Here is a 12,786-nt window from a genome sequence, read left to right as displayed (position 1 = left end):
CTTGCTGCTTCAGGCGCGGTTGCGCTTCTGATCGATCCAGACGGTCAGCAAGATGACCAGTCCGATAATGATTTGCTGGATAAAGCTCGATACCCCGTTCATGTTCAAGCCGTTGCGCAGGATGCCGATGACGAAGGAACCGATGACGGTGCCGGAAATGGTGCCGATGCCGCCGATTAGCGAGGCGCCACCGATCACGGCGCTGGCGATCGCATCGAGTTCGTACATCACGCCCTCGTTCGGCTGCGCCGTCACCAGGCGCGACATCAGCACGCACCCCGTCAGGCCCGACAAGGCGCCGGACAGGGTGTACACGAGCAGGGTCACGCGGCCCACCTTCACGCCCGACAGGCGCGCCGCTTCCGCATTCGAGCCGACGGCATAGATATGCCGGCCAAAGGTGGTGCGGCTGAGCATGATGGAGACGGCCACGGCGATCACCACCATCAGCACCACCGGATACGGAATGCCGGGAAAGACGACTTCGGGAAAGGTGCCGCCCGTGTCGCGCTCGATGCGCCACAGCACGCCGTTACCGAGTTCGCCGAACGACTCGCCCAGGCCGGAAATGGCGCGCGCACCCGTCACCTGCAGCGCCAGGCCGCGTGCGATCAGCATCATGCCCAGGGTGGCGATAAAAGGAGGCAGCTTCAGTTGCGTGATGCAAAAGCCGTTGACGGCGCCGCACATGGCGCCCACCACGACACCGCCCAGCATGGCGACCGGTACGGGCACGCCGCTCTTGACCAGCAGCGCGGCGGCCACGCCGGCCAGCGCCAGCACGGAGCCGGAACTCAAGTCGATGCCGCCCGTGATGATGACGCAGGTGGCGGCAATGCCCAGGTAGGCGATCGACGTCACTTGCAAGGCCACGCTCATGCCATTGCTGACGGAGAAAAAGGCGTTGCTGGTCAGCGAAAACACGAGCAGCAACAGCGACAGGCTGCCCAGCGCGGCGAATTTTTGGATCAGTTCTTTGTTCATTTTCTTGTGGCTTTCTGATGTTAATGCATTGCTGCCTGGCGGCCCGATGCGAGCTGCATGATCTCTTCCTGCGACGACTCGCGCGTATTGACGATGCCGCTGATGCGTCCTTCATGGAACACGGCCACCCGGTCCGTCATGCCCATGATCTCGGGCAGCTCGGACGTGATCAGCACCACGCCGATGCCTTCCGACGCCAGCTTGTCGAGCAGCTGGTAGATGGCGAACTTGGCGCCCACGTCGATGCCGCGCGTGGGTTCGTCGAAGAAGATGATTTTCGATTCGCGGTACAGCCATTTGCTGATGACGATCTTTTGCTGGTTGCCGCCCGACAGATTGCGCGCGATCTGTTTCGACGTCGGCGTCTTGATGCCCAGCGCCGCGATGTACTGCTTGGCCACCGCCTCTTCTTTCGCAAAGTCGATGAAGCCGAAGCGGTTCGCCAGCCCCGACACATTCGTCAAGGTCAGGTTGGCCGCCACCGACATGCGGATCGCCAGGCCATGGCTCTTGCGGTCTTCCGACAGGTAGGCGATGCCGTGGCCGATGGCGTCGATGGGACTGTCGATAGTGACCGCCACGTCACCCAGGTGGATGGCGCCGCTGGTGAGCGGATCGGCGCCGAAGATGGCGCGCGCCACTTCCGTGCGCCCTGCTCCCATCAGGCCGGAAAAGCCGAGAATCTCGCCGCGCCGCAAGTCAAAACTCAGCGGACCGAAGACATCCTTGCGGTGCAAATCGGTCACGCGCAGCAGCACTTCAGCCGTCGGCGTCGAGACGCGGTCGGGAAATTTTTCATCGAGGGTGCGGCCCACCATCTTCGCCACGATGGCGTCCAGGGTGGTGGTGGCAAAATCGTCGGTGCAGACGAATTTGCCGTCGCGCAGCACCGTCACCCTGTCGATGATGTGCTGCATCTCTTCGAGCCGGTGCGAGATGTAGACCACGCTCACGCCGTTGCGCTTGAGTTCGTTGATGATGTCGAACAGCTGGCCCGTCTCGCTTTCCGTCAGCGACGACGTGGGTTCGTCCATGATCAGCACTTCCGTATTGAGCGACAGCGCCTTGGCGATTTCCACCATCTGCTGCTGCGCACAGGACAGGTTTTTCACCAGCTGGCGCGGGTCGATGCGCAGCTTCAACCGGTCCAGCAGCGCCTGTGCATCGGCACGCATCTTCTTGCGGTCGATGAAGATGCCGCGCACCGGTTCACGCGCGAGAAAAATATTCTCGGCCACGCTCAGGTGCGGGATCAGGTTCAGTTCCTGGTGGATGATGGCGATGCCGGCCGCCTCCGCATCCACGCTGCAGGAAAAACTGCACACCTTGCCCTTGTAGACCAGTTCTCCCTCGTCGGCCTGGTACACGCCGCTCATCACCTTCATCAGGGTGGACTTGCCGGCGCCGTTTTCGCCGCACAGCGCGTGGGCTTCGCCCTTGCGCAGGCTGAAACTGACGTTGTCCAGCGCCAGCACGCCGGGAAAGCGCTTGCTGACCTTGTTCAGGGCCAGTATCTCTTCGGATTGATTCATGGTGTGTCTCCTCCACTCCACTGCCATAGGCCGGCGCGCCGATGTCTGAGCATCTTGGCGGCACGCCGGTCTGCTACTCGTTTAACTGTCGATCAGTTCCGGATTCCACGCATGCACGGTCTGTCGCTGTTCGCCGAGGCCGCTGATCCCCAGGCGCATGGTGTCGCCCGGCTTCAGATACACGGCCGACGGTTTCTGCCCCATGCCCACGCCCGGCGGCGTGCCGGTGCTGATGATGTCGCCCGGGTACAAGGTCATGAAGCGGCTGATGTAGCTGACCAGATTGGCCACGCCGAAGACCATCGTTCTGGTATTGCCGTCCTGGACGCGCTTGCCGTTCACTTCCAGCCACAGGCCCAGGTTTTGCGGGTCCGCCACTTCGTCGCTTGTGACCAGCCAGGGACCGATCGGGCCGAAGGTATCGCAGCCCTTGCCCTTGTCCCACTGGCCGCCGCGTTCGAGCTGGTACTCGCGTTCGGACAAATCGTTGACCACGCAGTAGCCGGCCACGTGCGACAGCGCATCGGCTTCGCTCACATAGCGCGCGGTGGTGCCGATCACCACGCCCAACTCCACTTCCCAGTCGCTTTTCTTCGAGTCCTGCGGCATCACCACGGCATCGTTGGCGCCGATGATGGCGCTGGTGGCTTTCATGAACAGCACCGGTTCAGCCGGCACGGCCATGCCCGATTCGGCCGCATGGTCGGCATAGTTCAGCCCCACGCACAAAAACTTGCCCACGCCCTTCCACGGCGGCGCGATGCGGCCAGGATTCGCCACTACCGGCAGGCTGGCGATATCGAGGGCGGCCAAAGTCGCCAGGCCATCCTTGCCCAGAGTCGCGCCCGTGATATCGGACAGCACGCCGGACAAATCGCGCACGACGCCGTCGGCATCGATCAGTGCAGGTTTTTCAGCGCCCTTGGCGCCATATCGCATCAGTTTCATGTGTGTCTCTCGTCGTTGTAATTAATTGGACCAACCACCATCGATGACATGAGTCATACCGGTGGTAAAAGCGGATTCGTCGGAAGCCAGGTAGACGGCCAGCGCGGCGATTTCCTCTGCCCTGCCCACTCTGCCCATCGGCTGGCGGGCGACAAACGCCGCCTGCACTTCATCGATGCTCACGCCCGTCGCTGCCGCCTGTGCGGCAATGCGTTCCTTCAGCGACGGCGACTCGATGGTGCCGGGACAGATCGCATTGCAGCGGATGCCGCGCGTGACGAAGTCCGCCGCTACCGACTTGGTCATACCCACCACGGCCGCCTTCGAGGTACCGTAGATAAAGCGGTTCGGCGCGCCCTTCACGCTCGACGCCACGGACGACATATTGACGATGGAGCCGGCGCCCCTGGCCAGCATGCCGGGCAGCACGGCGCGCATCAGCCGGTACATGGAGCGCGCGTTGATGTCGAAGGAACGGTCCCACGCCGCATCGTCGCAGTCGAGGATGGTGCCGCCGTCGACGAAGCCGGCGCAGTTGAACAGGATATCGACGGGGCCGATCTCGTCGGCCAGCGCGGTGATCGCCGCGCCATCGGTCACGTCGAGCCGGCGGATGGCGCAGCCCGTCGCTTCCTTCAACGCGTCGAGCTGGGCCTGGTTGATATCGGTGGCGATCACGGTGGCGCCTTCGCGCACGAACGCTTCGGCCGTGGCGCGGCCGATGCCCTGGCCGGCGGCGGTGAGCAGGGCGATTTTGCCTTGTAGTCTGGCGGTCATGTTGTCTCCTTTTATTTTTTAACCCAACACCTTAACGGCTGGGGTCAGACCCGGCGGGTCTGACCCCGGATTTTTGCTAACTGACGTGGAATACCTGCTCCATCATCGCCCAGTGCTCGCCCTCGGCACGCGAAGCCAGCGGCTCCTGGCACGGGGCGCAAAAGGTCCACCAGCGTTGCGTTTCCGGGTCGGCGGCAATGGCCGCCATGTCGGCCTCAAAATCCTCGCCGTGGTATTCCCAGTAAGCGAACAGCAGGTTTTCCGGCTCGCGCAGGAAGATCGAATAATTGCCGACATGCGCGGCAGCCAGTCTGGCCAGCACCTGCGGCCAGACTGCGGCGTGCAGGGTTTTGTATTCAGCGATGCGCTCCGGCGCGATGCCGATGACCATGCCCATTCTTTGCATTGCGACTCCTTTTTGCTGGCTTACGCCAACCTACCAATACCGTTGACGATGACCGTAGGTCGGCTTAGCCGGAACGGCGTAAGCCGACACGCCAGCCACCTCATTCAAAACCATAAAACCGGCACGCATTGCGTCCGAAAATATCGTTCCTGTCCTCTTGTCCCTGGTGCGCCAGCAGCGCCTCGCTGGCGGCCAGCCACGCCGCATAGCCGCCGGCCAGATCCACCACGGGCCAATCGCTGCCCCAGATCACGCGCCGGGAGCCGAACACGTCCAGCACATGTGCGGCATAGGGGCGCAGGTCGTCCACATTCCAGCCGGGCCGCGCTTCCGTCACCAGCCCGGACAGTTTGCAGTGCACGTTCGGCAGCGCGGCCAGCAGCGCCATGTCTTCACGCCAGGTGCCGAAGCCGGCATCGGCGATCGGCGGCTTGGCCGCATGGTCGATCACGATGGCCAGCTGCGGATAAGCGCGGGCGCAATGCAGCAGCGCGGGCAAGTGGCGCGGCAGCACCAGCGCGTCCAGCCGCAAGCCGTGTTCCACCATGGCGGCCAGGGCCGGCGCCAGCGCGGGATTGGCAATCCAGGCATCGTCATCGATATCCTGCAGCATGGGGCGCAAGCCTTTGAGCTTCGGTTGCGACGCCAGGTGGGCGATATTGGCCGGCGCGTCAGGTGCCAGCAAATCGGTCCAGCCCACGACGGCGCGAATGAAGCTGGTCTTTGCCGCCAGCGCCAGCAAGTAATCGGTATCGGCAGCCGTCGGCAGCGACTGCACCAGCACCGTGCCGGCGATGCCGTGCGCGGCCAGCAGCGGCGCCAGGTCGGCCGGCGCAAAATCGCGGTGGATGGCGGCCAGCGATGGCGGCGGCCAGCTGCCGGCACGCGCGGCCAGCTGCCAGAAGTGCTGGTGGGCGTCGATGCGCATCATGCGGCCACTCCCGCAGGCAGCGGCGCGCGCGCATCGATCAAGTCCGCGTCCCGCAGCGCCAGCCACAGGGCGTCGGGCAGCGGCGTGGCGAACCAGTCCAGGTTTTGCCGCAGCTGCGCCAGGTCCTGGCCGCCCGGGATGCAGGAAGCGACGGCCGGATGGGCAAGCGGAAACTGCAGTGCCGCAGCCTGCAGCGGCACACCGAATTCACGGCAGACGGCGTCCAGGCGCGCCACGCGCTTGAGTATCGCGGCCGGCGCATCGGCGTAGTTGAACTTGCCGTTCCCGGCCAGCACGCCCGAGTTGAACGGGCCGCCGATCACGATGGCGTTGCCGCGTTCCACGCACAGGTCCAGCAACGGCGACAGCGAAGCTTGTTCCAGCAGGGTATAGCGGCCGGCCAGCAAGGTGCAATCGAGGTCGAATTCCGCCATCGCGCGCAGCACGATCTCGCATTCGTTCACGCCCAGGCCCACGGCTTTCACCTGGCCGCTGGCGCGCAGTTCATCGAGGGCGCGAAAACCGCCACCGGCCGTCAGTTGGCGCCAGTAGTGCTGATCGTGTTCGCCATGCGTGGCCTTGCCGATATCGTGCACGAACAGAATGTCGATGCGGTCCAGCCCCAATCTTTGCAGGCTGTCCTCGTGCGAACGCAGCACGCCGTCATACGTATAGTCGTAATGGGGGCGGAACGGCAGCGGCGCGGCAAAGCCGTCGTCGCCGGGACGCACGGAAGCGTCGGGCCGCATCAGCCGTCCCACCTTGGTGCTGATCACAAATTTATGGCGGGGCCGCTCGCGCAGCGCCGCACCGAGACGGCGCTCGGACTGGGTATAGCCATAGAACGGCGCCGTGTCGAAGAAGCGCACGCCGGCATCCCAGGCGCCATCCAAGGTGACGCGCGCCTGCGCGTCGCTGACGGGCTGGTACAAGCCGCCTATCGGCGCGCAGCCCATGCCGATGCAGGGCAGCGACAGGCCCCCGCGCGGCAAAGTATGCAATTGTGTGACATCCATGAATCCGGTCCTCAAGCGGCGCGCAATGGGAAGCAGCCTGGCCCCACCGCGTCGAATTGTTTATAGGTCAGCACGAATTCCTGATGGCCCAGGTCTTCCGAGCGGCTCAGTTCTCCGTTGGCCACGTTCAGGACGGCGGCGACGATCTCCGCGCCCACTTCTTCCAGGGTGGCTTCGCCCGTGAGGATCTTGCCGGCATTGATATCCATGTCGTCGGCCAGGCGCTCGAAGGTTTGCGGATTGGCGCACACCTTGATGACGGGCGAGATCGCCGAACCGACGACGGAACCGCGGCCCGTGGTAAACAAGGTGATGTGGGCGCCGCAGGAAATGAGTTCGACGATTTCCGCGTTGTCCGACACATTCGGGAAACCGAAGCGCGGCTCGCCGTCCGGCACCACGTCGAGCAGGTACAGGCCACCTCCGGCCGGCTGGTCGCCCGGCTTCAAAATGCCGACGATGGGCGAGGAACCGCTCTTGGCGTAGGCGCCCAGCGACTTTTCTTCCTGCGTGGTCAGGCCGCCATCGGCGTTCCCCGGCGAGAAACTGCCATGGCCCATGATGGTGTAGTAGCGGGCGGCCTTGGCCACGGTTTCGACGATGGCATTGCCCAGGTCCGGACTGACGGCGCGCCGCTGCATGTGGTATTCGCAGCCCACCAGTTCGCCCGTCTCTTCGAAGATGCAGGGGCTGCCGGCCGCGATCAGGGTGTCGAACGCGACGCCGACGGCCGGGTTGGCGCTGATGCCGCTGGTGCTGTCGGAGCCGCCGCAGATGGTGGCGACGACCAGTTCATCGATCCCCATCGGCACACGCTCCTGCCGCGCCAGGTGTTCCAGCGCCCAGCTGATCCACTCGACGCCGCTGCTCACGCTGGGACGGGTGCCGCTGTTTTCCTGGATCGTGATCGTGTGCACGGGGCGGTCGCTGTCGGCCACGGCGCTGGAGAGGCCGTACTTGTTGAAGCCTTCGCAGCCCAGGGAGACCAGCAGCACGGCGCCCACGTTCGGGTGCGTCAGCAAACGGCGCATCACCTGGTCCGCGTATTCATTGGGGAAGCAGCCCGTAAAGCCGATCAGGTGCACGGGCTGGCCGGGAAAGGCATTGACCATCAGGCGCGCCACATGGTGCGCGCATTCGACCATATAGGCCACGACCACGATATTACGGATGCCCTTGCGGCCATCGGCGCGCAGGTAGCCCGACAGGGCGGGTGTCGTTACGGGAGCGTTCATGCTTGGTCGTCCTTGTCCAGGAAATGATGGCCGTCCTGGCCCAGGGTAAACGTGGGGATGTAATCGCTTGCCAGATTGTGCGTGTGGATATGCTCGCCGATGGCGACGGGGGCCGTGATGCTGCCGATCAGGGCGCCGTAACGCAGCACCTTGTCGCCCACGGCCAGCGCGCGGCGCGCCACCTTGTGGCCGATGTGGATGTTTTGCGCCAGGGTGACGGGCACGCCGTCGATGGCGACGACGTCGCCGCAGGCCAAGGCTGTCCTGGCGATCAGGCAGTTATCCTCGGGCGACATCAGCAGCAGGCTGCTAGGCTGGGAAGCGAGGCTCATGGCGCACCCTCCCCGGCAAAGACGGCTAGGCGGCCGGCTGGCCCAGTTTTTCCCGCGTGCCGATCGACGACAGCATGGTGCTGCGCGAGGAATCGAGGTGCGAACGCATGCACTCGAGCGCCTTCGGTATGTCGTGCTCCGCCAGCGCGTGCAGGATCGCCAGGTGCTCCTGCACCGCGTATTTGTTGCGGCCCTTTTCCTCGCCCTTGTCCCACTGGTAGTGATAGTGAAACACGAACGAGACGATATCGTAGAAGCCCTGCGCGAAGCGGTTGTTCAACAGGCCGATCAGGAAGGTGTGGAACTCGCGGTCCAGCGCCGGAAACGCGTTGTGGCGCGTGTCGATCCTGGCCGCCAGCTTCTCGTGCTGCTTGATCAGCCGCGCCAGTTCCGCATACGCCGGATCGCCATGCGGCAGGTGCGCAAACTGCTCCACGGCCGCCATCTCGAACATGCGCCGCATGTCCGCCAGTTCGGTGGCGAACGAGCGGTCGAACGCGCACAGGCGCCAGCCGCCGCGCGGTTTCTTTTCGATCAGGCCGAAGCGCGAGAAACCGATCAGGAATTCGCGCACGCTGACGGTACTGGCACCCGCCTCGCGCGCCAGCTCCGCTTCCGAGAATTCCGCGCCGGGCGGCATGTCGCGCTGGTACACGCGTTCCATCAGCACTTGCTGGATGCGCTCGGCCCCCGACTGCAATTCGGAGATATCGAAGTAGTCGCCCGGTATGGGTTTGCGCAGCAGGCGCCGGTCCGCAGGACTGGCGATCAGGCGCCGCGTCGACAGATACGCGATCGCGCTGCGGATGGCCGTGCGGCTGCCCTGGCAGATCGTGGTCAGGAACTGCTCCGTCGGCAGCATCTCGCCCACTGCGACATTCTCGGCGAGAAATTGCAACAGCAGATTGGTACTGCGCTTGAAGACGGTGGCGGGTTTGGACATGGATGAATGAACGCGCTATGCCAGCGAAAGGGAAAGTGGATGAGTGGGCCATTTTAGTCGATATCGGATTGGATCGGCATGCTAAAAAAGAAACAACTGCGGTGACGGGGGCCTTCATGGCTGCGCTCCCGGCGCCAGCATGGCGCGCAGGCGAGGCTGCGCCAGGGCGGGACACAGCTGCCGCGCCAGCGCCGCCACGGGCGCCATGCGCCGCTCGATCTTGCCGGCGTGGTGCTGGGCGATGTCGGCCAGGCGGTGCGCGAGGAAGGGATTGCCGAAGCGTTCCCTGACCTGCGCCACATACGCCAGCGCCGCGTCGCCGTGCCGCGCGCCCATGGCGGCAAACACGGGCAGCACTTCCTCGTGCCACAGGGCTTCCAGCGCGGCGCGCATGGCGCCATCGTCCATCGCCTCGCGCACCGTCATGCCGGCCGGGCTGCCCCGTTCCATCCACAGCTGCGCCAGATACGTGTGACCGAGGTTGAGCAGGAACAGCTTGCGCTGCTCATACTCGCGCAGGCTGTCCGTCACCACCAGCTGCGGGTGGCGGCACGGCAGCAGCATGCCTTCCTGCGCCTCGATGGCCCACAGCGCATACGGTTCGGCCACCGCGCCTATCGGTTCAATCGGTTCGGAAACGATGCGGTCGACGAGGGAATTGATCCACAGGCAGCCCGTTTGCAGATACCCGATGAACGCGGCATCGCAGCGCCACTGCCGCGCCAATGTCACGATCACCTGGCGCAGTACATGACCGTTGTCGGCCACCAGTTCGCACGGAAAAATCGAGATGGGCGTGGCGCCGGCCAGGAAGCGGTGGTGCAGCAGCACCAGCAGCTTGGCGGGAAAGCTGGCGGGAACGGTCGCGCCATCGAGCATGCCGGCGTGGTCGCCTTCATCGAGCTGGTAGCCCGTATCGCCCGTATTCGAGATGATCACGCGTGCGGCCACGGCTGCATCGCGCACCTGCCGCCAGTCGCTGCCCGCCTGCCACGCCTGCGTGACGGCGTCGGCGCGGCGCTCTTCATCGACTTGCGCGCCGTCCTGCCAGCCACGGATGCGTACCGGGTAGCCGCCGGCCTGGCGAAACGCCACCACCCGCGCCGCGCCCTGCGCGCTGCCGGTCGTTTGCACGATGGTGATATGGCCCAGCGCCTCGCCTGCCTTGGCCGCTTCGCTGACGAACAGGTCGGCGTGCGCCTGCAGGAAGCGGCTGGTGCCAAATTGCAGTATGGGGTTGAGATCGCTCATCTCAGACCTCGACGATGGCCTTGATGACACCGGCCTCGGGCTGCATCCAGCGATCGAGCACGCCCGTAAATTCATCGAGCGTGGTGCGGTGGGTATTGAGCAGCGCGGTGGGGACTTTGCCCGCCTTCATGGCCGCCACTACTTCCTCGAAATCGTCGACGGTGGCGTTGCGGCTGCCCAGCAGGGTCGTTTCACGCTTGTGGAATTCCGGGTCGGAAAAGGACAGGCGGTCGCGCACGATGGATACCAGCACATAGGAGCCGCCATGGGCGACAAAGTCCAGGCCCCGCTCCATGGCGGCGATATTGCCGGTGGCGTCAAACACCACGTCGAAGAATTCGCCACCGGTGGCATCGGACAGCTGCTCCTTGTCGCCGTCGCCCAGCTGCACCGTGCGGGTGATACCGAGCGCGTCGCGGCAGAACTGCAAACGGTCGGCGCGGCCGTCGAGCACCGTGACGTCGGCGCCTTTCAAGGACGCGAACAGCATCACGGCCATGCCGATCGGGCCGGCGCCCACCACCAGCACGCGCTTGCCGGCATCGACCGCGCCGCGCTTGACGGCGTGCGCGCCGATGGCGAGAAATTCGATCATGGCCGCGTCGTCGAGCGAGATGCCTTCCGTCTTGAAGACGAAGCGCTCGGGCAGCGCCAGGTATTCGGTCATGCCGCCGTCGCGGTGCACGCCCAGCACTTCGATGCGGGTGCAGCAGTTGGTCTTGCCCTGGCGGCAGGCCACGCAAGTACCGCATGACAGGTAGGGCATCACGTAGACCTGGTCGCCCACGGCCAGGCGCGAGCCGGCTGGCACGCTGTCGATATGGCCGGACAATTCATGGCCCATCACGCGCGGATAGCTGAGGAAAGGCTGGGTACCGCGGAAGATATGCATGTCGGTGCCGCAGATGCCGACGCGGCGTATGCGCAGCAGCACTTCACCCTCGCCGGGCACGGGCACGGGGCGCTGTTCCATGCGCAAACTGCCGGGGGTATCGCAAACGATACTTTTCATCATGGTCGTCTCTCTCGCCGCCCGGATCTTGCCGGTGGCATATTATATTTAACGTACAAACCAACTGTGAAAAAAATCCGTCTGTGCGGATTGTCTTTCCAGCCCTGCCAATGGCGCGCCTTGCTGCGCCGCACAACGATTACTCCGTCATGCCGCCTGGCCCGAACCTGTTTGTTTTGCTGTAGCTGTCGTTCGGTTTTATAAATATACCGTACAAAAAAATGAAGGTCAACGGATTCTTTTACGGGTTTTTTCGAGGCCTCTGCTACATTCCTGCTTGACCCTGACGTTACGTCAGGCGCCATCGTGATTGGCACGCACTGAAGACAAGGAGAAGACGATGCTGTTGAAAATCGGTGAACTGGCCAGGCTCACGGGCCTGACCATCCGCACCCTGCACCACTACGACAGCATCGGCCTGCTCTCGCCTTCGGCGCGCACGCAAGCTGGCTACCGCCTGTACCAGCACGGCGACATGGACCGGCTGCACCGGATCATGGCGCTGCGCAAGTTCGGGATGTCGCTGGCCGATATCGCCAACGCCCTCGCCGGCCCGGAGCTGCCGCTCTCCTCCATCGTGGCGCGGCAAATCGCCATGCTGGAGCGCCAGATCGCACAGGCTTCCACCTTGCGTGAACGCCTGCGCACCCTGCAAACGCAACTGACGCAGGGGCAGGCGCCGGAACTGGCCGAGTGGCTCACCACTATGGAGTTGATGACCATGTACGACAAATACTTTAGTCACGAAGAACTGCAACAACTGCCGCTGCTGTCCGATGCGGCCGTGGAACAGGAATGGAAAGCACTGGTAATGAAGGTGCGCGCCGTCAAGGACGCGGGCGCAGGTCCCGGCGATGCGCCAGCGCAGGCGCTGGCCACGGAATGGATGGTCAAACTGGTGCGCGACACGGGTGCCCACCCGGGCCTGTTCGCGCGCCTGAACAACATGCATGCGCAGGAGCCATCGATGCAGGCGACGACCAGCATCGACGCGGACCTGATGCAGTTCATCCTCGCCGCCTTCAATGCCTCGCGCATGGCGCTGTACAAACCCTTCCTCGACGAGCACGAATACGCGCATCTGCTGGCCAACTACGGCAAGCGTTCGGGCGAGTGGCCAGCCCTGATCGCCGCCGTGCGCGCCGCCATCGATGCCCGCACGCCGCCCACCGATCCGGCCGTGCTGCAGCTGGCTCGCCAGTGGCTGGAACTGTTCCGCTCCTACGCGGGCACGGACCCGGCCACGCAGCTGAAGTTCCGCCAGGCGCACCAGCAGGAACCGCGCTTGATGGAAGGCAGCTTCGTCGACGCGGCCATGTTGCAATACCTGGGCGCGGCGATGGCTGTCGTGGCGCAGGAGCGCCCCGGCGCATAGGTTCAGGTGTGGCATCTCGTGGGCGCGGCCATGTAGAATCGGCC

At 64.4% G+C, this 12,786-nt stretch carries 13 protein-coding genes; 1 reads left to right on the top strand and 12 read right to left on the bottom strand.

Annotated elements, in window-relative coordinates; genetic code table 11:
- Positions 1-9: 9 nt before the first annotated feature.
- From OPV09_RS07890 to OPV09_RS07835, 12 genes are all read right to left on the bottom strand, one after another.
- Positions 10-984 (bottom strand): ABC transporter permease, encoded by a 975-nt coding sequence (locus tag OPV09_RS07890; RefSeq protein WP_034759656.1) that lies wholly within the window; start codon positions 982-984, stop codon positions 10-12.
- A gap of 20 nt (positions 985-1,004) precedes the next feature.
- Positions 1,005-2,516 carry a sugar ABC transporter ATP-binding protein gene (locus OPV09_RS07885; RefSeq protein WP_338681092.1) on the bottom strand — a complete coding sequence of 504 codons (1,512 nt, stop codon included), beginning with the start codon at positions 2,514-2,516 and terminating at the stop codon, positions 1,005-1,007.
- Positions 2,517-2,597: 81 nt separating this feature from the next.
- A complete protein-coding gene (locus tag OPV09_RS07880; RefSeq protein WP_338681090.1) occupies positions 2,598-3,464 on the bottom strand; it encodes a fumarylacetoacetate hydrolase family protein in 867 nt (288 codons plus the stop codon).
- 21 nt (positions 3,465-3,485) lie between these two features.
- Positions 3,486-4,241: an SDR family oxidoreductase gene (locus OPV09_RS07875; RefSeq protein ID WP_034759659.1), complete on the bottom strand. Its 756-nt coding sequence runs from the start codon at positions 4,239-4,241 to the stop codon at positions 3,486-3,488.
- Positions 4,242-4,317: 76 nt separating this feature from the next.
- Positions 4,318-4,647 carry an L-rhamnose mutarotase gene (locus OPV09_RS07870; protein WP_338681087.1) on the bottom strand — a complete coding sequence of 110 codons (330 nt, stop codon included), beginning with the start codon at positions 4,645-4,647 and terminating at the stop codon, positions 4,318-4,320.
- Positions 4,648-4,747: 100 nt separating this feature from the next.
- On the bottom strand, positions 4,748-5,578 hold the full coding sequence (locus tag OPV09_RS07865) for an amidohydrolase family protein (RefSeq protein WP_338681085.1): 831 nt from the start codon (positions 5,576-5,578) through the stop codon (positions 4,748-4,750).
- Positions 5,575-6,594 (bottom strand): aldo/keto reductase, encoded by a 1,020-nt coding sequence (locus OPV09_RS07860; RefSeq protein ID WP_338681083.1) that lies wholly within the window; start codon positions 6,592-6,594, stop codon positions 5,575-5,577. Before OPV09_RS07860 ends, OPV09_RS07865 begins: the two co-directional genes overlap by 4 nt.
- 11 nt (positions 6,595-6,605) lie before the next feature.
- Complete coding sequence (locus tag OPV09_RS07855) at positions 6,606-7,829, bottom strand: UxaA family hydrolase (RefSeq protein WP_338681081.1); 1,224 nt, start codon at positions 7,827-7,829, stop codon at positions 6,606-6,608.
- Entirely contained in the window at positions 7,826-8,161 is a 336-nt protein-coding gene (locus OPV09_RS07850; protein ID WP_070303651.1) for a UxaA family hydrolase, read from the bottom strand. Before OPV09_RS07850 ends, OPV09_RS07855 begins: the two co-directional genes overlap by 4 nt.
- Before the next feature lie 25 nt (positions 8,162-8,186).
- Positions 8,187-9,104 carry a GntR family transcriptional regulator gene (locus OPV09_RS07845; RefSeq protein WP_338681078.1) on the bottom strand — a complete coding sequence of 306 codons (918 nt, stop codon included), beginning with the start codon at positions 9,102-9,104 and terminating at the stop codon, positions 8,187-8,189.
- A 114-nt stretch (positions 9,105-9,218) separates the two neighbouring features.
- The gene (locus OPV09_RS07840; RefSeq protein ID WP_338681077.1) at positions 9,219-10,355 is read right to left on the bottom strand and encodes a mannitol dehydrogenase family protein; all 1,137 of its coding nucleotides are present in this window, start codon (positions 10,353-10,355) and stop codon (positions 9,219-9,221) included.
- A 1-nt stretch (position 10,356) separates the two neighbouring features.
- A complete protein-coding gene (locus OPV09_RS07835) occupies positions 10,357-11,367 on the bottom strand; it encodes a zinc-binding alcohol dehydrogenase family protein (protein ID WP_070303697.1) in 1,011 nt (336 codons plus the stop codon).
- Positions 11,368-11,707: 340 nt separating this feature from the next.
- Between OPV09_RS07835 and OPV09_RS07830 the strand changes: the two genes are divergently transcribed.
- Positions 11,708-12,742, top strand: coding sequence for a MerR family transcriptional regulator (locus tag OPV09_RS07830; RefSeq protein WP_338681076.1), 1,035 nt, complete (start codon positions 11,708-11,710; stop codon positions 12,740-12,742).
- Positions 12,743-12,786 lie beyond the last annotated feature (44 nt).

This window comes from Janthinobacterium sp. TB1-E2, from assembly GCF_036885605.1.
Lineage (GTDB): Bacteria > Pseudomonadota > Gammaproteobacteria > Burkholderiales > Burkholderiaceae_D > Janthinobacterium > Janthinobacterium aestuarii.
This window is presented reverse-complemented; position numbering and strand designations above follow the sequence as displayed.